The following is a 21,091-nucleotide window of genomic DNA, read 5'->3' on the forward strand; positions in this document are numbered from 1 at the left end:
GCCGCTACCGCTCAATTTTTTTCTGTCTCTAAAGTGAAAAAGATAAGTGCAGAGCATCTTGATACTCTTGGGCTGTAATCAAGACATGGAGACCAAAGCAATGCAGCTTTACCTGAACTACCGCAATGGGACGCTATCGATCGATGAAGCACGGCTCTCAGACGAAGAAAGCGACCTCCCCACGATCTTATTCAACTACCAGTACACGCCACACGTCGTGAAGACCATGACGCTTGAAGAAAACTCAGTGCAAGGCTTGAGTGATGTGGTCGGTGATGTGAGCTGGCGCGAAAAGCACAACTTCGATGAAATCTATGACGAAGCCTATAGCTAGCTACTGTTCCAACTCAGGATCCAAGAAGCCCTTGAACGCGACAAGATAGATGAAGATTTTGGTCTCATTGATGGGGAAGTGAACCCATAAGCCTGGTCAGCTCGAACCAGTTTTTAAACTACGGTAAAATTTTGGTTGTCTTAGTGTTTATACAGTCGCTACTATCTGGCATAGTGCACAGGTTTCTCTCACAAACCAGCACACAGGCACGCTCACAGCCTTGGTTAGATCGAGCCATATTGGTCACTAATTGAACACTGGAAGTTCTACTTGAAAAAATCTGAAAGCCCTTTTCCTAAATAATGAATTGGGGCTACCCCCACAACCCCATCTGCACAAACCCTGATAACCAAATAGACATGCATGACATTATCCTTTAATGCATTAGTAATGCTGAGATGAGTGCATATATATCCCTTTAGGCTCTCCTAATGTGTTACACCCTGTGGATTTAGAATCCCTTTTAGTGACAAGTAGAAGCACTCGACCTTTTCCCTGCTGTATTGTACTACCCGGCGAGTACAGTCTCCTGCCGTGGGGGAAACCCACAGCCAGACTCACAGCACCACACAAAGCTACCACATAGACCACGTACATTAAGCAAGGCACAAAGCTACCACATAGACCACGTACATTAAGCAAGGCACAAAGCCACCACATAGACCACACACAGCCGCGCATTAAGCCAAGCCAACCAAGTGCATTAAGACAACCTCACACAGCCGCACAGAGACAGACACACAGCCGCACACTAGGCCAAGCATTACGCCCATATAAGATAGAAACGGTCGGCACCAATATGATTAGTTCAGCTTAGTCAATGTATTTGTACCTATTGGGTGGTCTAATGTGGTCTATATGCTCATTCTTTAACCTGATTGTGCTGGGGAATGAATAATGTTGAACAAAAGGTGCTTTTGTTTCTAGCTTGGTGTAGCGCATATTTAGCGATAGGCTGCTACAGGTTGGGCCGGAGTGTGCTAGTTATAGGGTTTAGGAGGCGTCAAGCCAAATGCTTATGGAGGTCTACAAACCAAGGAAGCATTTATAGTTATGCATAGATGTGTGTTTAAGTGGGCGGGTGTCTGGTTTTTTCAGGTGATAACACTTTGACTTTCCAATTCATCATGGATAAAAGCATGCATGTCAAGCGTGAAAATTGACAGCTAGAAAGGTATCTTTTACATGAGCGTATTGAAATCAGGTATTGACATACATGCCATTGTAATCGATTTTTATTACCGCAAATGGATGCGCATGATATAACTAATACGGAGAAGATAACTGTAGACACCACATGGTATGCTTTAAAGGCAGACCACCTAGTAGATGCGGTGTCTATATTAGAAGGTTGTAAAGCCGAAGGTTTTCCGTGTATTGAAACACACGTGGGAACGTTTATAGGAGTTGAAAAATATGGAGCCATTCCCAAGTGCTGCTTGTCAGGCGTTTAAGAAGCAAATACTAGCCTTTCGCGCCCTTGTTAGCCAAGAGTTTCATCCAGTACAAATGATGATTTTTCTTGATGTTATCAATCAGCCTAAAGGCACTGTGACGGCCTCTTACGTACAGCATGCTTATGGTGTGTCACAGGTTTCAGCATCACGCCACTGTAGAGCATTGACCAAGCGCGTTAACGCTAACCGTGCAGGGCACGACCTCTGTTACTGGCAGCTTGATGATTATGATTTCCGCACCAAGGTACTTGTGCTTACTGAGAAGGGTGAGCAGGTAGCAGAAGAAATGCGCCAGCACTTCACACGCTAACGTCTCTGTTTAGCGACATGGGTTATACAAGGCGGCTACGGTCGCCTTTCTATTAACCTAAAGGAGGACGTAGTGACTATTCAGTACGCATCGAAGGGTATTGATAGGAGTGTCGTTAGAAGGGCTGAGAAAAAGCTAGCAATGGCAGAGCGAGACCCAAAAAGGATGATAAGAAAGCTACGCAAGCAAGGCTCAAAGGTCATTGAGGTGGGCATGAATTACAGGCTCATAGACCACGGCAAGGGCTGGCGGCTTGTTACCCATAGCCAATATAATCGGGAGGTCTGGAAATGAGCGAGGCGGCAAGCAAGCACAAGATCGTAGTTAGGAAGCGCGGCAACTCATACCAAGCTGATTTTAAGGTTGACGGCAAGCGTCGCCAGATAAGCAGGAAGACGGAAGAGGAAGCCAAGCAGGCAGCCTTAGAAGCGTTAGGCGTCAAGGAGAAAGCGCCAGAGAAGACGGGCATCACGCGCTATGAAAACGTAGAGCTGCTAATCAAACAAGGCACAAGCAAAAAGAATACGCTTGAGTATGCCTTTATCCGTGCCTGTAAGCGTAAGTGGAACGACGACCAGAAGGACAGCCAAAAGACACGCAGAATAGCTATGAGGCTGCTTGATTACTTTGGCTGGAAGACTCACCCGAAAGAAATCACATCGTTTGCGGTGGCTGAGTTCTGCGACGAGATGATAGACCAAGGAAAATCAGGCAGCACTATCAATAGGTATCTGAGTTGCCTTAGCGTGATAATGCGAAACGCTGCGGTGGTCGGTGTGATTGACTCATTGCCGTACATCGAGCGAGCCAAGGAAGGAAAGAGGCGCGACCGTTTCTTCACTGAGAAAGAGGAAGCGGCAATGATTGCTTTCATGGAGGACACAGGGCGCTCTGATTTTGCTGACTTCATCAAGTTGGGTATTGATACAGGGTGCCGCACAGGGGAGCTAATCGGTCTTTGCTGGGGCGACGTGGCAGATGATGGCCAAAGTATTCTATTGCGAGACACAAAGAACGGTGAGCAGCGTAGAGTTCCCCTCCTAAAGCGGTCTGCAAAGACACTGAGAAAGCGCAAGGCCACTACAGAGGCCACAGGGCAGCACGACAAGGTGTTTAGCACCATGACACATGATAAGCTGTCTTGGCATTGGCGCATCATGCGCAGGGAGCCGGGCTTTGCAAACGATCCATGCTTTGTGCCTCACGTAATGCGTCACACATGCACAACAAGAATGGCGTCGCGCAATATAACATCAGGCAAAATGATGGAATGGTTAGGCCACAAGTCGCCAGCAATGGTGAAGCGTTATACCCATATGAACATCACGCATCTTCAAGATATTCGCAAGCTGTTGGACACGAAAAAGTGATAGAACAAGATGTATGAATACGAAAACCTAGAGGATAAAGAAAAACGACCCACAATTGCTAAACTTGAAGCAGAGATTGAGCATTTAGAGGTGTCAACTCTGGTTGAGGTCGCAAGATTAATCCTATATGGTTTCTGTGTGGGTTCAGCATCGTTTGCCGCTTACTTATTGTATTTCAAAGGGGGCACAATGTGTCATAAATATTTCCCATATCTCGCTGTTTTCATTGGGTTAGCTTTGGGAGCTTTGACCTCTTTATTGCTTTACTCATTGATGTAAAAGTTTAAAAAGAATGAACACTTAGGGAAGGCTTAGCGGTCTTCCCTTTTTTGCGTCTATTGCCTGTCATACATGTCACAAAGAGTGTCACAAAGAGTGTCACAACCGTCACAAAAGGTGTCACAAGCGCATTATAGTACAGACGGTGTGATATATAATTTATTTTAAGTTTTTGATTTGTAGAGGGTGTGGGTTGTCTATCTTTTCTTACGTGTGACAGCCGTGGATTTAAAATCCCTCGGCGTTCGCGCTGTGCCGGTTCAAGTCCGGCCCGGGGCACCATAGCACTCTCATTACCCTATCTATTGCTTCCATTTTTTATTCGCGCTTCTTCAGTGTCTGTTTTAATATTTTGAAACCTTTCAATCCAATTCCCTTGTGCTAAACAGGGTTGAATTATGGCGAATTTGTATAGAAATTTGGGGTAAATGTGCTGATCTTCTAGATGCTATCCTTCCTTTTACTCAGTGATCTCGCCAAAGCACCATATATTATGTCGTTTGTCATTATTCCGTCATGCTTGTCTAATTTGCTGACTAATATTGATGTGTTGGTTAGTAATGATAATAAAAAGGACGGCGTATGCGTTGGCAAACTCTTTCGATCAGAAAGCGAATTTATATTGTTCTTTCGACTATCTTAGTGCTCAGCACTTTGATTGCGATGGTGCAACAAGCGATGTTGTCGGCAAACAAGCAGCTCGATGATCTCAAAAATATTATATTACCTAGTCAGCTGAGGGGGCTGGCGTTTGAAATTAGTAATGAGCTACAACCCGCGATCACCGGTTCTAACTTTCTTGCCCATCACTCTGGACTGATTGATTGGGTGGATAATGGCGGCGATCTGACCAATCTCGCGCCAATTCATCAAGCGCTGTCGAATGCGAAGACGCGTTTGGGTTCAGACAACGCATTTGCAACGATCGATAGTAGCCAAGGGAAGTATATTTTTACTTATGATGGCGAGCATCGCAGCGCCTCAATGACCACCTATCCGTTCAAAGACTTTTACCCGAATTTTCTGAGTAAGAATCAGCCCTATGAGCTGAACATGAACAAAGATCCCAATGGCAATCAGTATGTGATTTTCATCAACTATCGCAGCGTGCCCGAAAACCCTGCGACGGGTCAGCCGTATGTAGTAGCGGGAGTAGGGTTTAATGTCAGTAGCTTAGTGAATCTGGTACAGGGGTTTCGCATTGGTGAGCAGGGAAGAGCCATGCTTGCCGCGCGCGACGGCAGCGTGCAGGTCGCACCGACAGACTCGGCACTGAATGCGGACAATGCGAGCGCATTTCGTCAAGCGGTCACCAAGGGGACGGATAAACCGGTGATCAGCGAAGTGACCATCGGTGATGAAGCGTTTCTGCTGGGGTCTTATTGGCTCGCAGACTTGGACCGTTTCGTGGTGGTTGAAATCCCCAAAGCACAAATCACAGGGCCCATTCTGAATCAATTCATTCAGTCTTTATTAGTGACCTGAGTGTTTATTGCTATTGCACTCCTTGTCACTCATTGGGTGATCAGTAGTTTGACGCAACCGATAAAAAAGCTTTCCGCCGAGGTCGATGAAATTGCCAGTCGACTCGACTTGAGCCACCAGATAGCAGTGAACGATCAAGCGGAAGTTGGTAGATTGGCAAATAAAATCAATGGTTTGCTGGCGCGTATTCGAGATGCATTGCAAGCGGTAAACCAGACGGTGGACGAGTCACAGTCTGCATTTGGTGTCCTCAAGCAGCAAGCTCATGAGGTGAATCAAGCCGGAATGGTGCAGCAACAGTCGCTACAAACGATCTCTGCCGCGAGCCAAGACATTACTGAAATCACCACCGACGTGACGGATTCGGCTAATCACGCCGGCGAGCTGTCTCAGGCCGGAAATGCGGCGCTTAAAGAAGCGTTAAATGGCATGCATACCAGCCTGCGGCATATTGAGCAACTGGGTGAAAACATGGCCTCGAGTCAGAGCAGTTTGGATGAGTTGAATCACCATATCGAGAATATTCTTCGTGTGCTTGAGGTGATCAGCACCATCTCGGAACAGACCAATTTACTCGCACTAAACGCGGCGATTGAGGCAGCGCGAGCGGGCGAACATGGTCGTGGTTTTGCGGTAGTTGCTGATGAAGTGCGCTCCTTGTCGCAGCGCACCGGTGAGTCGACCAGTGAGATCCAAGAAATTATCAATCAGCTGCGCTCGGCATCAGATAATGTGACTGGGAAAATCAACCAAGTCAGTCAGGATAGCCAGCATAGCCTCGACACTCACCAACAAGCGGTAGAAAATATGCACACCTTGGATAGCCATTTGCAGCAACTGTTTGAACATAATGGGCGGATTGCCGAGGGGGCCAATACGCAAAGCGGCGCGGTGAATGAAATCAATCAGAGCATTGAAGAGCTCGCTCAGCAGGGCACCCGCACTCAAGAGGTGTTTGAGCAAAGTGAACAGGCGGTGAGTGGGTTTGATTTACGCATGAAAGAGCTCACCAAAAAAGTCAGCGCGTTTAAAGGGTTGAATGCGTAATCGCCGCGCGTCCAAGGGCGCTGATAAGCGGTAATTGCGCTTTGTGTCTTTGCCGCGCTCCGGTAGGATAGCGTGAGGAGGGCGGCATGAATCTAACCCAAATTGATGCGTTTTGTGCAGTCGCAGAGACCGGCTCAGTGTCTGAAGCTGCACGTCAGCTGGATGTGAATCGTTCACGATTGAGTATGGCGATTAAAGCGCTAGAACAATCACTTAACGCCGACTTGTTTTATCGCACCGGTAACCGTCTAACCCTATCGGAAATCGGCAAAGCTGTGTACAAAGATTTCGAGAGTATATCGGTCACGGCGGCACGTATTCGTCGTACGTGCGAGCAAGCGAACGCGGGCTTTAATGCCGAAGTGTGGATCGCGCGTGATGATGCGATCCCCGATCAACTTTGGCAGGACTGGGCGCACCAGCTAAACAAGCGCTTTACGGCGACGTCCTTCAACCTGGTGTTAGCGTCGAGCGGTGATCTGGCCAATTTGGTTGAAACGCAACAAGTCGATTTTGCCTTTGGAGTAGACTACGAGCGGATTGACGATCCGCGCATCAACTATCAACCGCTGGGTAAAATTCGCATGATGTCGGTGTGCAACAGTGAGCATCCATTGAGTCGATTGCGTCGAGTCAGTGATGATCAATTGCGTAATGCCATGCAAGCGGTAATGGTCTATCTCAATGAAAAAGACAATCCCGAGCTGCAACCTTTCTCACGCCGCTACATTGGCTTTTCGAGCTTTGAATATATGCTCAATACCATCTTACAAGAAGAAGCGTGGGGCGTGTTGCCTGAGCCGCTGATCCGGCAATACTTACGAGAACAGCGCTTAGCAGTGATCAAACATACCTATGGTTTGACCCAAGAAGACTATTGTCTATTCACCGCCTCAGGGATGGCCGAGCATCCGGGAATCCAATGGCTGAGTGATAGCATTACCAACTATTTGTTTGATTTCTAAATACGCGGCTCGATAAGTGGTTTTTCAATGGGTTGCCATATAGGTTAAGCAAAACTTAACCTAGGTTAAAAAGTTTAAGATTTTCTGAACACCTACCGAGCGCTACAATGCCGTCACTGATTTTTACTGAGCATCATTATGACCGCATACACGCGTTATCTTCCTTTTTCATTGGCTGTGTTAGCCTGTTTAACCCCTTGGGTAAGCTCGCCGATCGCTCTGGTGCTGGGCTTTTTGTTAACCTCCTTGGGCTGGGTACCAAGCGCAATCCCCCTCACCAAAATCACCAAAAAGTTGCTGGCTTATTCGATTGTGGGTCTAGGGTTTGGTATCCCACTGCAAGAGGCGCTCGCCGTGACAGGCGATGGGATAGGGCTGATTATTGCCACCATTGCAGGCACGCTGGTTTTTGGCACATTACTGGCCAAACTTATGGGACTGGATAAAAAGACCGGTCACCTGATTGCCTCAGGCACTGCGATTTGTGGCGGCAGTGCAATCGCAGCTGTCTCGCCCGCTATCAACGCGGATGATAAACAAATTGGTCTCGCGTTAGGCACGGTGTTTGTGTTGAATTCATTGGCGCTGTTTGTGTTTCCTATAGTAGGACATGCGCTGGGGCTAGATCAGCACACGTTTGGAACCTGGGCGGCGATCGCGATTCATGATACGTCATCGGTGGTGGGCGCGGCGTCCGCTTATGGTGAGCAAGCACTAACGACTGCGACTACCCTCAAACTTGCGCGCGCATTATGGATTGTGCCTGTGGCGTTTGTCAGTGCACTCATGTTTCGCAGCCACGCTAAAAAAATCACGATTCCGTACTTTATCGTTTTCTATTGTCTGGCGATTGGTATCAGTGATGCCTTTGTCCAAGCGCAACCTATCTATGAGGTGATTTTCGCCATTTCAAAGCAAGTATTAGTGGTGTGTTTATTCTTAATCGGCTGCAGTATTTCTGTTACCCAGCTACGCACGGCAGGCCCTAAGCCTTTACTGTTTGGTGTTGCGCTGTGGGTGATTATCTCCTGTACATCGCTTGCTTGGCTGCTGCTCGCTGCCTAGTCTCCATCGTTGCCTCAGGTTCACTCATGCGGCGTGTCCTGAGGTAAACGTAATACCGCGACCAACAGAAACGCACTGAGTGCCGCACCAAACTGCCACCATCCTGTGCTGGTTATCGCGAGGAAAAGCTGCAAGCCAATTGCCGCGAGTAACACGCCTTTTCTCATCTTCTTAGTCCATAAAGAATCTAAATTCAGATTTAGTATGCGTAAAAGTTATATACAAGCAAAATGCGATTTAGCGCTATCTCATAACTAAAATTTGTTTAGAACACTCACTGTCAGAAATATTGACAGTTATTTTTGCTTGTAAGCTATTGAAATAATATATATTTTATTGAGCTCTTTACAGAGTGATGAAAATGTCAGCAAGTTCGTGTTTGTAAAGCGGCGCCGTAGCACCAAGAATATGTGCGTGTTTTCTACTTTTGGTGTTTTATGTCTCCTCAAAACGTGATCAATGAAAAGTCAGTATTAGTGTTTTCGGCCCTTCTCGCATTGGGGTTTGCCATCGCCGGCCTTGCCGTTGGATGGATTGCTGGCTCTTTAGTGATTATGTTCGACGGTATCTACTCGTTGATTAGTCTAGTGTTAACTTTGTTGTCACTGGGAGCGTCATGGTATATCCACTCGCGTTACGCGCGGCCGATTACACGTGCGCTGCTGACACCGCTTGTTGTCGCCATCAAAGGCGCTGTGATTATGTTGTTGGTGAGTTATTCTCTTTATGAAGCGGTCTCCTCCTTGGTCGAAGGCGGACGTGCGGTTAACCCGTCATTGGCGGTGCTATTTGGTATTATCAACGTGGTGGGTTGTGGCTACGGATGGTGGATGATTGCACGTAAAAGCCAAGCAGGGCAAAGCCAGTTAGTAGAGGCGGAATCGCGCCAGTGGCAAATGGACACCTTATTAAGTCTGGCGGTCACCTTGGGCTTTCTAGGTGCTTGGTTAGTGGCGCATTCACCTTGGTCGGATTATGCGGTTTATGCAGATCCTATGATGATGGTGTTGATGTCGTTCTACTTTATTAAAGTGCCATTTGTCATGGTGCGTAACGCGTTACAAGAGCTCGCGCCTGTTACTGTGAAGTGGTATCGCACCCGCTCAATGGCGTAATCAGAACACGACGCAACACGGACCTAGCCAAGCAATCCTATATCCGTGCAGGGGTCGATAGATGCTGAGGCGGCGTTTAGCCGCCTTATTTATATCACCTTATGCACTATAACTTTTTTGATTGGATTTCATATCAACCTAGATACTGTGAGCGATTTCAACGTAGTGTGACAGTATACATTTTGTCCTTTATGCTCGTCTGTTGAGGTGTTGACAGCAGAACGTCGCGACGGCGCTTACACTGAAAAGTAACCATGGCGCTGTAGTAGAGAGAGAATGTTGCATATAGAAAAAGCGGAGTTAAATGATCTAGACGCTCTCATTGCGTTATTTGACCAGTACCAGCGTTGGCTTGCGATTCGTCCGCCGCTCAGCCAAACATGGGCGTTTGCTGAGCAACGGTTGCGCGAGCAAGACGCGTGTATACTGACCGCTTCTCGCCAATCCTCCATGGTGGGATTTGTCCACCTAACGCCTTTGTATTCATTGGCGAGGGCGCGTCGTGGCTTAATTATTAACGATTTGTACGTGCAGCCGGATTCACGGCGACGAGGTGTCGCGCGGGCGTTAATCTCTCACGCTCTCAAGGAGGTTCGTGCCCGCCAAGCCGCTTGCTTATTGCTACAAACCCATCAAAGCAATCATGCCGCTCATCATCTTATTGAATCTTTTGGCTTTATTTGCGACGTTAGCCAGTATTATTTTCTGGACGTGACCGATTAACGGGTGACGAAAGGAGTAGCTAATGGCGTACGATTTTGTGGTCGTTGGGGGCGGTATCGCCGGCGTGGCCACCGCTTGGCAGTTGCAACAGCGATATCCAAAAATGTCAGACTATCAGTGCGCCATCCAGCGATTAATCGGCGGAGTATTGTGACTGTCTCGTCCAGATGATTTAATGGTGGGAGGTGAAATATCAAGGATGACAATATGTTACTGCCACCATCTCTTAAAGAAGGCGAGACAATTGGCTTTTTCTCGCCATCATCACCTGCCACCGTATTTGCGCCCCAACGATTTGAACGCGCGGTGGAGTATGTCAAAGCACAAGGCTTTGATCTTAAGGCAGGGGCATTGACAGGGCAATCGGATCACTATCGCTCAGGCTCGATCAAGGCGCGTGCGGAAGAGCTCAATCAACTGATCCGTGATCCGAATGTGCGCTGCATCATGTCGACGATTGGTGGAATGAACAGCAATGCTTTGCTTCCCTACATCGATTATGCTGCTTTGGCTGATGATCCTAAGATTATCGTGGGTTATTCGGACCTCACTGCCTTATTGCTCGGTATCTATGCGAAAACGGGACTCATCACGTTTTATGGGCCAGCCTTAGTGGCGTCTTTAGGGGAGTTCCCGCCATTGGTTGATGAAACCTTTGACGCGTTTCGAGCAGTAACAACTGAGAATGTAACGCTGCCGATGACCTATAAGATGCCTGCCCAGTGGACGGATGTCATGATCGATTGGGGCGAGCAGACAGAGGCAAAACCGACCTATAAGAATGCATGGCAGTTTATGGGTAAAGGTCAGGTAAATGGCCGCATTATCGGTGGCAATCTCAATACGCTGAGTGGGATCTGGGGAACACCTTATATGCCAGCGATTAAGACAGGCGATATTCTGCTGATTGAGGACTCTTTGTTGGATATTGCCACGGTTGAGCGCTCACTCGCACACCTAAAACTGGCTGGGGTGTTTGATACGGTAGGCGCGGTGTTACTTGGTAAACACGAGCTGTTTGATGACAAAGGAACGGGACGTTCAACCTATGACGTTCTTGAAGAAATACTCGATGGGCAGCCGCTCGCTGTGGTTGATGGTTTTGACAGTTGCCATACGCATCCGATGTTAACCATACCTTTGGGGGCTCAAGCCTGTATTGATTTTGATGCCCAGACGGTCTCACTCACGCAACCTTGGTTGGCGGGTGAGCACGCTGGGCAATGAGCTTGGATTAGTAAGCCACACCGATACGTTGGCGACGGTGGGCGCCACTTTCCAGTTCGTCGATCATCGCGATAGCATAGTCAGCAACGCTGATTTTGCTGTCACCATGGTCATCGGTAAGCAAGGTATCCGCGCCAACGCGATAGCGGCCTATTTTGTCGCCCGGGAAAATCTCTGCGGCAGGGCTGATGAACGTCCAATCTAGGGTATGGGCGTGTTCACGGAATACCTTCAAAGCGTCGCCTTGAGCGAGCGCTTCTGCTTTATAAGCGTCAGGGAAGTCGGGCAGGCTAACCAGCTCGACTCCCGGTGAAACTTCTAGCGAGCCAGCACCGCCGACCCAAAGTAAACGTTTGACGTTAGCCCCGGGTAATTCGTCAATTAAGCGCTTAGCGCTGTTTGCCACCATCTCATGGTTGCCTGCAGCGCGCCCGCCCACGGCGGCAATGACTGCATCAGCGTCAGCAACGGCCTGTTGTACAGAGTGATGGTTATTCAGCAAGTCGAATTGACGTACCTCGACATCGTCGCGGGTCACTTTTTCTGGCTGACGAACAAGAGCGATAACCTCATGCCCACGATGAAGCGCTTCTTCGACGATTTGGCTACCGATCCAACCTGTTGCACCAATAATTGCGATTTTCATATTGTCTTCCTCATGCTGTGATTGCTTGGATGGATGTAGCTTATTAGCTTTCATCTATTGGATAAATAACCATAATAGATACAGTTTGTATCAATTAAAGAGACAATATGGATAGGCTAACGGCAATACGTAGTTTTGTAGAAGTGGCGAATTGCAAAAGCTTTACGCGGGCGGCCGAACAACTTGGGCTAACGCGTTTGCAGGTTTCAAGGTATGTGCAAGAGGTCGAGCAATGGCTTGCACAGCGTCTGTTGCATCGGACAACGCGTAAAGTCAGCTTAACGTATGCCGGTGAGCAAGCCTATGGTCATTGCCAGCGTATTTTGGACGAAGCGGCGGCGTTAACGTTGACGACTGGACGATTACAGGGCGCCTTAACCGGTCGTATTCGAGTCGCTGCGCCAATCGGGTTAGCGCAAGGGATTCTTGTTGCGCCAGTAACGCAATTTACCGATGCGCATCCAGAGGTCGTGATTGAAGTGATTGCCTCCGACCAATTTACGCCCTTAGTGGATGAGCGGGTCGATATTGCGCTGCGCTTCACACCTCAGCCGGATGAACATTTAATTGCCCGCAAACTCATGGCCATCGATTCTATAGTGTGTGCATCACCGGCATATATAGCCAGCGCGTCGCAGCCTAATCACCCGAGCGATCTCAGTGATCACCCGTGCTTAATTCATGTCAGCGGTGATCATTGGCAGTTTATTAAAGACAGTCGCCGAGAAGAGATAAGAGTGAGTGGGCCGATTCACGCCAACGACTTAGGCACCTTGGTCAATGCGGCGCGAATGGGAAAAGGGATTGTCCGTGTGCCATGTGATTTAGCCAATCCCTATGTGGAGCAGGGGGAGTTAATACCTTTGCTGACCGGTTATCGCTTACCGCCCAGTGCACTGTGGGCGGTCTATTTATCGCGTAGTTATCAACAGCCTGTCGTGCGCCACTTTATCGATCACCTAGCAAGCTGCTGGCAGCATGATATCCAAGCTCCCATTGATGGGTCAGATACTTGAAAAGCGTGACAACTACAACGCGAGTTTAGTGAGGTAGTGATGGCTTAACGTCAGTGAGCGTGCCAGTGGTTTGGGCAGGCTGTCGATTTCGAGGCTATCAAGCAGGTTTTTCACATGCAGCCCAAGTTCGGTATCACCACTGATGCTGAGTTGGCGCTGGAAAAACAGCGTATCTGGATCGCAATAGTGAGTCGCCATTTTTAAAAACGCTAACCAATCTCCTTCGATACTGGCGTCTTCTTCCCCAGACAAGCGCACCAATAATTGGTTGTCTTCGTTCAGCGACATGAACCAATTCGCGTTGAGATCGCGCAATCCAATGCGAATGGTAAGGCCAGCAAGAAAGTCGAACTCATCCTCTGCCAGCGGCACCGCAAAAGCGGTATTCATGACTTTGGTCAGCACCTGAGCTTGCAGCCCATGTGGCAACTGAGTGATGGCTTTTAGCCCTGGCGTAATCAGAGCTGGCTGAGGCAGTGGCAGGGCAAGGGGTTGTTGGGTGATTGGGTTAACGAGCATTTGGCTTTCCTTTGGTGCCAATGGTTGAATGCCACTAGAGTAGCGATATTGAATGCTCCGCCATTGGATCCGAGTCAAAAATGAGAGGAGTTTTTGTGCCAACAGCGTCATTTATCGCGATTTTTGTCATCATGGATAAGTGAGCTTGATACACATCAACCTCCCATACTAGCAACGCCCTTATCTTAGCCGGACAATCATAAAATGGAATGCAATGTTATGGAGCTCCTTTGTCCGGCGGGCAATATTCCGGCGGTTAAAAAAGCGATCGAACATGGCGCCGATGCGGTGTATGTCGGCTTAAAAGACGATACCAATGCGCGCCATTTTGCGGGGCTGAACTTCACCGATAGCAAATTGCAGCGTGCCAGTCAGTATGTACATGACCACGGCAAAGACTTGCACGTTGCCATTAATACCTTTGCCCATCCTGATGGTTGGCGCCGTTGGCAATATGCGATTGATAGCGCCGCCGGAAATGGCGCTGATGCGCTGATCCTCGCTGACATGGCCTGTTTAGACTACGCCGCTAACACCTATCCCAATTTGGATATACACCTTTCTGTTCAAGCATCCGCCACCAACGCTGGGGCGATCCGTTTCTATCAGCAGCAATATGGCGTTAAACGGGTGGTATTGCCGCGGGTGCTGTCTATTCATCAGGTTAAACAACTGGCACGCGATACCGATGTCGATTTAGAGGTATTTGCCTTCGGCAGCCTGTGCATTATGGCTGAAGGGCGCTGCTATTTATCGTCTTATCTCACCGGCCAGTCGCCCAATACCGTGGGCGCTTGCTCACCGGCAGCATTCGTGCGCTGGCAAGATACTGAGCATGGGCTGGAGTCGCGCTTAAATGGCGTCTTGATTGATCGGTACCAAGCCGATGAAAAAGCGGGGTATCCCACCCTTTGCAAAGGCCGTTTCTGTGTCGATGGCAACCGCTATCACGCACTGGAAGAGCCCACCAGTTTGAACACTTTAAGTGTCCTGCCTGAGCTTTATCGCGCCGGGATAAAATCGGTCAAAATCGAAGGTCGTCAGCGCAGCCCTGCGTATGTGGAGCAAGTTGCACGGGTATGGCGTCAAGCGATTGATCGCTGTGTCGCAAACCCTGATGCGTTTGATATTGCACCGGATTGGGCGCACTCGCTCGATAGTCTTTCTGAAGGGGTGCAAACCAGTTTGGGTGCTTACCATCGCAAGTGGCAATAAGGAATTATGATGCATTTTTCTCTCGGGCCGATCCTGTATTACTGGCCCAAGGCTGAGGTTGAAGCCTTTTATCAAGCGGCAGCAGACAGCCAAGCTGATGTGATTTATCTCGGTGAAACCGTCTGTGCCAAGCGGCGAGAGCTGAAAACCAAAGACTGGATCGGGCTCGCGCGTGAGCTGGCTGAGTCTGGTAAACAAGTGGTGCTCTCGACCATGGCACTGATTGAAGCGCCCTCAGAGCTGACCATGCTAAAACGCTACTGTGACAATGATGATATTCGCATTGAAGCGAATGACCTGAGCGCGGTGCAGTTTTTAAGTGAGCGTCGGCAGCCCTTTGTGGTGGGGGCCGCTATCAACTGCTATAACCCGCAAACATTAAAGCAATTTGTCGACCTGGGCATGACACGCTGGGTAATGCCGGTGGAGCTTTCGCGCGATTGGTTGGTGAATATGTTGAACGGCTGCGATGCACTGGGTATTCGCGACCAGTTTGAGGTGGAGGTGACTGGCTATGGTTACTTACCACTGGCTTATTCGGCACGCTGTTTTACTGCGCGCTCAGAAAATCGTGCCAAAGATGACTGCGAGCTGTGCTGCCTCAACTACCCCAATGGACGGTTAACGGAATCCCAAGAGGGTCAGGCCGTATTTGTGCTGAACGGCATTCAAACCCAGTCTGGCCAGTGCACAAATCTCATTAACGATTTACCGTCGATGCAAGGGCTAGTGGATGTGGTGCGGTTAAGTCCACTGTCGCTTGACACCTTGCACTGGGTAGACAAATTCCGTGCTAACCAAGCAGGCAATAACCCGCAACCGCTTAACCACGATTGCAACGGCTATTGGCACCACTTGGCAGGCATGACACAAGTCATCGAGTAGTTGACGCTTCCTTTCAAGGGTGTGGGTAGAGTCACTGCATCACTCTGATTTATCGGCCATTATCTAGAGTTGTAGTTTGACTAAACAATTGCATTAGGCGGTTGAGAGCCAGAACACCTCAATACTTGAAAAGGAACACAAGGATGCAAGTGAGACGTGCCTCGGTTGAGGACTTGGATGCCATCTTCGCTCTAAATGTACAAATTGGTGACATGCATCATCAACATGCGCCGCATTTGTTTGCAACGCCTGGCCCAAGCGGTCGGGCGTTTTTGCAGCAAGCGCTGCAAGAAGCGGATAAGTACTTTTGGGTGGCAGAGCATCAAAACAAAGTGATTGGCTTTTTGTCGGCAAGGCTGGAGTCGTTTGTACACATTCCTCATCTGGTCGACGATCCTATGTGTCATGTGAATACCATTGTGGTTGACCGTGATGCTCGCGGAACCGGCGCGGGCAAAGCGTTAATGGCTGCGTGCACCCAATGGGCGAAAGACAATCATACCACTGTGATTAAACTAGAAGTGATGACGTTTAATCAGGACGCGCAGGCGTTTTACCATGCGCTGGGGTTTACCCCAGACTCTATCACCATGATGCAAACATTGAATTGCGAGCCGGAGGAGCCAGCACAATGATTGATAAAGACACCGTGATGCGGGTGGCACGACCCACTGACAATTTGGCCGACATTACTAACATGTATTGTGATGGGCTGGGGTTTGAGCTATTGGCGACGTTTTCTGGCCATAATGATTTTGATGGTGCCATTATTGGTCACCCACATCACAACTATCACCTTGAATTTACCCATCATCGCGGCACTCATGTCGGTCCAGCACCGTCACAGGAAAACCTGTTGGTCTTTTACTTGCCGGATCACGCTGCATGGCAGACTGCCTGTCAACAAATTGAATCCGCTGGGTTTAAACCGGTGCCGAGCTACAATAGCTACTGGGATAAAGACGGGCGTACCTTTGAAGATCTGGACGGTTATCGTGTGGTACTACAAAACCGTGAGTGGGCATGGTAGAGCAAAGCGATGAATTGGTTCAGGCGTGGAGGTAAGTGTCAGCAATCACAGTCATTGGCAAAACAGATTAGCGCGGATGTCTCATGCCTATTAACGTTGTATTAGTCGGGACAATCATGCACTTCGCCTGATTGCCTATTAACGCAATGCGCAAGCTGATTCGCTGTGAAGAAAGCTTGTCGAACAATAAGAGCAAGGAGAAAGCAATGTCTCAACAACGCTCAACGTCAGGTGGCCAGTGCCCTGTCATGCACGGCAGCAAAACCTCGGAAGCGATGGCACACAAAACCTGGTGGCCAAACGCGCTAAACCTCGACATTCTTCATCAACATGACAGTAAAACCTCCCCCTTTGATGATGATTTCGATTATCAAGCCGCGCTTAAAACCCTCGATATTGATGCACTAAAAAAGGATGTGAAAGCGTTACTGACCGAGAGTCAGTCTTGGTGGCCCGCCGATTGGGGACATTATGGTGGCTTGATGATCCGTATGGCATGGCACTCCGCGGGGAGCTATCGCATTGCTGACGGTCGCGGTGGAGGTGCCACCGGTAATCAACGTTTTGCGCCTTTAAACTCATGGCCGGATAACGCCAACCTCGATAAGGCCCGCCGCCTGTTGTGGCCGATTAAGAAAAAATATGGCAACAAAATAAGCTGGGCAGATTTGATCTTGCTGGCGGGGACGATGGCGTATGAATCGATGGGCTTAAAACCCTATGGGTTTGCATTTGGCCGCGAGGATATTTGGCACCCTGAGAAAGATACCTATTGGGGCGCAGAGAAAGAATGGCTGGCGCCAAGTGATGCTGAGAACAGCCGCTACTCTGGTGAGCGCGATCTGGAAAATCCATTGGCGGCGGTGATGATGGGGCTGATTTATGTCAACCCAGAAGGGGTAGATGGCCATCCGGATCCGCTTAAAACCGCGCAAGATATGCGTGTCACCTTCGAGCGCATGGCGATGAACGATGAAGAAACGGTCGCACTCACCGCAGGTGGCCATACAGTCGGTAAGTGTCACGGCAATGGCGATGCGGAACAGCTCGGCCCCGAGCCGGAAGGCGCAGCGATTGAAGAGCAAGGCTTAGGTTGGAACAACCATCAAGCGCGTGGCATTGGTCGCGATACGGTCACCAGTGGCATTGAAGGGGCGTGGACCACCCATCCCACGCAATGGGATAACGGCTACTTTTATCTGTTGTTTAACTACGAGTGGGAATTGAAGAAAAGCCCAGCAGGTGCGTGGCAGTGGGAGCCCATCGACATCAAAGAAGAAGATAAACCTGTCGATGTGGAAGACCCTTCCATTCGTCGTAATCCCATCATGACGGATGCCGACATGGCACTCAAAATGGACCCAACCTATCGCAGCATTGCGGAGCGTTTTTATCAACATCCCGAGCAGTTAGCGGATGCCTTTGCTAAAGCTTGGTTTAAACTCACGCACCGCGACATGGGGCCTAAATCGCGTTACATCGGCCCAGATGTGCCAAGTGAAGATTTGATTTGGCAAGACCCTGTACCGGCAGGACGTACTGATTATGACGTCGCGTCGGTAAAAGCGGATATTGCCAACAGTGACCTGACACTGGCAGAGAAAGTGACCACCGCATGGGATAGCGCACGGACTTATCGTCAATCCGATAAACGGGGTGGCGCGAACGGCGCGCGGATCCGCCTAGCGCCACAAAAAGATTGGCAAGGGAACGAGCCGGAGCGTTTGGCGAAGGTAGTCAACGTGCTGAGCAATATAGCCCAGAAGCATCAGATTAGTTTGGCCGACACCATCGTGTTGGCAGGCAATCAAGGCATCGAAGAAGCAGCAAAGGCGGCTGGCTTCCCTGTCGACGTTCCCTTTGCACCCGGACGTGGTGATGCCACGCTTGAGCAGACTGATGTGGCTTCGTTTGAGGTGTTAGAACCGGTTGCAGATGGATTCCGCAATTGGCTGAAAAAAGACTATACCGTTCAGCCTGAGGAGTTATTGCTCGATCGTGCCCAGCTGATGGGACTCACGGCCCCTGAAATGACGGTATTGCTGGGTGGTATGCGCGTACTGGGTACCAATTATAGCGCTGCGCCGGAAGGCGTGCTGACTGACCGAGTGGGCCAGCTAAGTCATGACTTTTTTGTCAACCTGACAGACATGGCGTATCAATGGAAACCCGTCGGCCGCAACCGCTATGAAATCATTGCACGCGACTCTGGTACGGTGAAGTGGACGGCAAGTCGCGTCGACTTAGTGTTTGGCTCTAATTCAATTTTGCGCGCTTATGCCGAGTTTTACGCGCAAGATGACAACCAAGCCAAGTTTGTACACGATTTTGTCGCAGCGTGGGTAAAAGTGATGAATGCTGACCGTTTTGATCTCCACTACTAGCCGATGACTTAACCAAGACAAACTGTGATCGCCAAGCCGCCTTTTATCGAGAGGCGGCTTTTTATTTGTCTTAAATCAAGCTCGGGTTTGGTTTATGTCGTGCTACAGACAGGGGTTTAGTACAGTGAGGTGAGTAAATTCCATCCAATTCTTTTATCTTTATCATCTGGCGGAGTGAATTATGCTAGAACTTCTCATTGGGCTAGTGGTAACCGTGGCCGTGGGTTACTTCATTGTCAAAGGTTATCGTGCTGCAAGCACCTTGCTAACCGCAGGGATTTTATTACTGATTATCACCGGGTTAATCGGGCACAGTGTGCTGCCGGCTAAATTAACGTCGACGGGCAACCTGTTTACCGACTCGCTGGAATACGTGAAATACATGCTGCAATACCGAGGTGGTGGCCTCGGGATGCAAATTATGTTGTTGTGTGGCTTTGCGGCCTATATGTCGCACATTGGTGCCAACAACGTCGTGGTGAAGCAGTTCTCTAGGCCGCTATCGGTGATCAAGTCACCCTATGTGCTGCTCGTAGCGGCTTACATCGTGGCATGTTTAATGTCGCTGGCGGTCAGCTCTGCAACTGGGTTGGGTGTCCTTCTGATGGCCACCTTGTTCCCGATGATGACCGCGATGGGCATTTCTCGCCCTGCTGCCACCGCGGTGTGTGCATCTCCTGCTGCTATTATCTTGTCACCCACATCGGGTGATGTGGTGATTGCGGCGGAAAAATCCGGGTTGCCTCTCCATGTGTTTGCGGTTGAAACCGTATTGCCGGTCTCTATCTGTGCGATCATCGTAATGGCCGCCGCGGCTTACTTTTGGAATAAATATCTGGATAACAAAGAAAACACGCCGATGGAACGTGTGGATGTCTCTGAGATAGAAACACATGCACCTGCTTATTACGCAGTGTTGCCGTTTTTACCCATTATCGGGGTGTTTTTATTTAATGGTGAAACCATCCATGGCCTCTATCTCGATATCTATACCATTGTGGTACTGTCGATCTTTTTGGGGGCATTGGTGGACTTTGCGACCAAGAAATTTGATGGCAAAAGAACGCTAGAAGATCTCGATGCCTGTTATGAAGGCATGGCGGATGCCTTTAAAGGCGTCGTGATGCTGTTGGTGGCTGCTGGTGTATTCGCCCAAGGCTTGATGTCGATTGGTGCGATAGACAACTTATTGGGCCTAGCGGAAAGCGCGGGCGCAGGCGGTATCGCGTTGATGATGCTGTTAACCCTGCTCACTGTAGCGGCAGCGATTGCGACAGGATCGGGTAATGCACCTTTCTATGCGTTTGTCGAGCTAGCGCCCTCGTTAGCCGCGAAGATGGGGCTTAACCCAGCCTTTTTGATTATCCCCATGTTGCAAGCGTCTAATTTAGGCCGCACGGTTTCGCCCGTGTCGGGAGTGATTGTGGCGACATCTGGGATGGCAAAACTCAGCCCGTTTGAGGTGGTTAAACGCACCTCGGTGCCAGTTCTCTGCGGGTTAATCACCGTGATTATTGGCACGCTTGTATTGGTGCCGATGATGGCGTAACGTCGCAAGGCATGGAAAGCCCGCGTACAAGTGCTCGCGGGCTTTTTTAATCGTATCGCACTATAGGCCAACACAGTTTTGGAAGAAAACAACATGACTGCCCCGACTAAAATCACCTTTTTCTCCACTTTAACGCCCATGGTGGCCTCCGGTGTTAAAACCATCACCATTCGCGATGAATCCGAAAGTCACTATCAACCTGGTTCGCGCGTCGCGGTACATCAGCTAGAAACCGATGATTATGTGTGTGACATCGTGATCGACAGCGTTGCTCCGCTTGCTTTCGAGGATATTAATGCCCGCCATGCTGAACAAGAAGGAATGTCGCTGACTGAGCTGAAAGCGCTGATTTTGCAAATCTACCCAGAACGCCCACCGTTGTTTGTGATTGATTTTCATCTGGCTTAACAGCTCGCGCGCTCGCAGCGCGTGGATTGACAGTGCGCCATTAAAAAAGCGCCCGGTAAAAC

The 21,091-nt window shown here is 49.3% G+C and carries 22 protein-coding genes and 2 pseudogenes; 21 read left to right on the top strand and 3 right to left on the bottom strand.

All coding sequences use genetic code 11. The annotated features are described in order from the left end of the window. Nucleotides 1–100 precede the first annotated feature (100 nt). The 9 genes from BZG74_RS11745 (at nucleotide 101) to BZG74_RS11785 (ending at nucleotide 8,312) form a co-directional block, all read left to right on the top strand. Nucleotides 101–334: a hypothetical protein gene (locus BZG74_RS11745; RefSeq protein WP_077772767.1), complete on the top strand. Its 234-nt coding sequence runs from the start codon at nucleotides 101–103 to the stop codon at nucleotides 332–334. Nucleotides 335–1,750: 1,416 nt separating this feature from the next. Beyond that, entirely contained in the window at nucleotides 1,751–2,101 is a 351-nt protein-coding gene (locus BZG74_RS11750; protein ID WP_077772768.1) for a MarR family winged helix-turn-helix transcriptional regulator, read from the top strand. A gap of 72 nt (nucleotides 2,102–2,173) precedes the next feature. Continuing rightward, nucleotides 2,174–2,395, top strand: a complete 222-nt coding sequence (locus tag BZG74_RS11755) for a ParE family toxin-like protein (protein ID WP_077772769.1) — start codon at nucleotides 2,174–2,176, stop codon at nucleotides 2,393–2,395. Next, a complete protein-coding gene (locus BZG74_RS11760) occupies nucleotides 2,392–3,471 on the top strand; it encodes a tyrosine-type recombinase/integrase (protein WP_077772770.1) in 1,080 nt (359 codons plus the stop codon). The genes BZG74_RS11755 and BZG74_RS11760 overlap by 4 nt, the downstream gene beginning before the upstream one ends. Nucleotides 3,472–3,480: 9 nt before the next feature. Beyond that, nucleotides 3,481–3,750: a hypothetical protein gene (locus tag BZG74_RS11765; RefSeq protein WP_077772771.1), complete on the top strand. Its 270-nt coding sequence runs from the start codon at nucleotides 3,481–3,483 to the stop codon at nucleotides 3,748–3,750. A 582-nt stretch (nucleotides 3,751–4,332) separates the two neighbouring features. Then, entirely contained in the window at nucleotides 4,333–5,235 is a 903-nt protein-coding gene (locus tag BZG74_RS11770; RefSeq protein WP_077772772.1) for a cache domain-containing protein, read from the top strand. Further along, entirely contained in the window at nucleotides 5,236–6,282 is a 1,047-nt protein-coding gene (locus tag BZG74_RS11775; RefSeq protein WP_077772773.1) for a methyl-accepting chemotaxis protein, read from the top strand. An 86-nt stretch (nucleotides 6,283–6,368) separates the two neighbouring features. Then, the gene (locus tag BZG74_RS11780) at nucleotides 6,369–7,247 is read left to right on the top strand and encodes a LysR family transcriptional regulator (protein WP_077772774.1); all 879 of its coding nucleotides are present in this window, start codon (nucleotides 6,369–6,371) and stop codon (nucleotides 7,245–7,247) included. A 138-nt stretch (nucleotides 7,248–7,385) separates the two neighbouring features. Further along, nucleotides 7,386–8,312: a YeiH family protein gene (locus BZG74_RS11785; protein ID WP_077772775.1), complete on the top strand. Its 927-nt coding sequence runs from the start codon at nucleotides 7,386–7,388 to the stop codon at nucleotides 8,310–8,312. A 20-nt stretch (nucleotides 8,313–8,332) separates the two neighbouring features. Here BZG74_RS11785 and BZG74_RS15615 read toward each other — a convergent pair whose 3' ends face one another. Continuing rightward, nucleotides 8,333–8,479 carry a hypothetical protein gene (locus BZG74_RS15615; protein WP_158011282.1) on the bottom strand — a complete coding sequence of 49 codons (147 nt, stop codon included), beginning with the start codon at nucleotides 8,477–8,479 and terminating at the stop codon, nucleotides 8,333–8,335. 270 nt (nucleotides 8,480–8,749) lie between these two features. On the opposite strand from BZG74_RS15615, the pseudogene BZG74_RS11790 reads away from it, so the two are divergent. From BZG74_RS11790 to BZG74_RS11800, 4 genes and pseudogenes are all read left to right on the top strand, one after another. Continuing rightward, nucleotides 8,750–9,382: pseudogene (locus tag BZG74_RS11790) on the top strand (cation transporter); the annotation flags it as partial. A 321-nt stretch (nucleotides 9,383–9,703) separates the two neighbouring features. Next, nucleotides 9,704–10,150: a GNAT family N-acetyltransferase gene (locus BZG74_RS11795; protein WP_077772777.1), complete on the top strand. Its 447-nt coding sequence runs from the start codon at nucleotides 9,704–9,706 to the stop codon at nucleotides 10,148–10,150. A 22-nt stretch (nucleotides 10,151–10,172) separates the two neighbouring features. Then, nucleotides 10,173–10,259, top strand: a pseudogene (locus tag BZG74_RS15555) (FAD-dependent oxidoreductase); the annotation flags it as partial. 98 nt (nucleotides 10,260–10,357) lie between these two features. Further along, nucleotides 10,358–11,377 (top strand): S66 family peptidase, encoded by a 1,020-nt coding sequence (locus BZG74_RS11800; protein WP_077772778.1) that lies wholly within the window; start codon nucleotides 10,358–10,360, stop codon nucleotides 11,375–11,377. 7 nt (nucleotides 11,378–11,384) lie between these two features. Here the strand turns inward: BZG74_RS11800 and BZG74_RS11805 are convergent, their stop codons facing one another. Then, the gene (locus tag BZG74_RS11805; protein ID WP_077772779.1) at nucleotides 11,385–12,023 is read right to left on the bottom strand and encodes an NAD(P)-dependent oxidoreductase; all 639 of its coding nucleotides are present in this window, start codon (nucleotides 12,021–12,023) and stop codon (nucleotides 11,385–11,387) included. Between the two features lie 107 nt (nucleotides 12,024–12,130). On the opposite strand from BZG74_RS11805, the gene BZG74_RS11810 reads away from it, so the two are divergent. After that, on the top strand, nucleotides 12,131–13,039 hold the full coding sequence (locus BZG74_RS11810; RefSeq protein WP_077772780.1) for a LysR family transcriptional regulator: 909 nt from the start codon (nucleotides 12,131–12,133) through the stop codon (nucleotides 13,037–13,039). 12 nt (nucleotides 13,040–13,051) lie between these two features. On the opposite strand, the gene ubiT is transcribed toward BZG74_RS11810, so the two are convergent. After that, the gene (gene ubiT / locus BZG74_RS11815) at nucleotides 13,052–13,558 is read right to left on the bottom strand and encodes a ubiquinone anaerobic biosynthesis accessory factor UbiT (RefSeq protein ID WP_158020650.1); all 507 of its coding nucleotides are present in this window, start codon (nucleotides 13,556–13,558) and stop codon (nucleotides 13,052–13,054) included. A 219-nt stretch (nucleotides 13,559–13,777) separates the two neighbouring features. Here ubiT and ubiU point away from each other — a divergent pair, with 219 nt between their 5' ends. The 7 genes from ubiU (at nucleotide 13,778) to yqfB (ending at nucleotide 21,029) form a co-directional block, all read left to right on the top strand. Further along, the gene (gene ubiU / locus BZG74_RS11820) at nucleotides 13,778–14,773 is read left to right on the top strand and encodes a ubiquinone anaerobic biosynthesis protein UbiU (protein ID WP_077772782.1); all 996 of its coding nucleotides are present in this window, start codon (nucleotides 13,778–13,780) and stop codon (nucleotides 14,771–14,773) included. 9 nt (nucleotides 14,774–14,782) lie between these two features. Beyond that, entirely contained in the window at nucleotides 14,783–15,658 is an 876-nt protein-coding gene (locus BZG74_RS11825; RefSeq protein ID WP_077772783.1) for a U32 family peptidase, read from the top strand. 143 nt (nucleotides 15,659–15,801) lie between these two features. Continuing rightward, nucleotides 15,802–16,293: a GNAT family N-acetyltransferase gene (locus BZG74_RS11830; protein WP_077772784.1), complete on the top strand. Its 492-nt coding sequence runs from the start codon at nucleotides 15,802–15,804 to the stop codon at nucleotides 16,291–16,293. Then, entirely contained in the window at nucleotides 16,290–16,688 is a 399-nt protein-coding gene (locus BZG74_RS11835) for a VOC family protein (RefSeq protein WP_077772785.1), read from the top strand. The genes BZG74_RS11830 and BZG74_RS11835 overlap by 4 nt, the downstream gene beginning before the upstream one ends. 206 nt (nucleotides 16,689–16,894) lie before the next feature. After that, entirely contained in the window at nucleotides 16,895–19,072 is a 2,178-nt protein-coding gene (katG, locus tag BZG74_RS11840; RefSeq protein WP_077772786.1) for a catalase/peroxidase HPI, read from the top strand. Between the two features lie 181 nt (nucleotides 19,073–19,253). After that, on the top strand, nucleotides 19,254–20,621 hold the full coding sequence (gene dcuC / locus BZG74_RS11845; protein ID WP_077772787.1) for an anaerobic C4-dicarboxylate transporter DcuC: 1,368 nt from the start codon (nucleotides 19,254–19,256) through the stop codon (nucleotides 20,619–20,621). Between the two features lie 93 nt (nucleotides 20,622–20,714). Beyond that, entirely contained in the window at nucleotides 20,715–21,029 is a 315-nt protein-coding gene (gene yqfB / locus BZG74_RS11850; RefSeq protein WP_077772788.1) for a N(4)-acetylcytidine aminohydrolase, read from the top strand. The last annotated feature ends 62 nt before the right edge of the window (nucleotides 21,030–21,091 follow it).

This window comes from Salinivibrio sharmensis (genome assembly GCF_001995985.1).
GTDB lineage: Bacteria > Pseudomonadota > Gammaproteobacteria > Enterobacterales > Vibrionaceae > Salinivibrio > Salinivibrio sharmensis.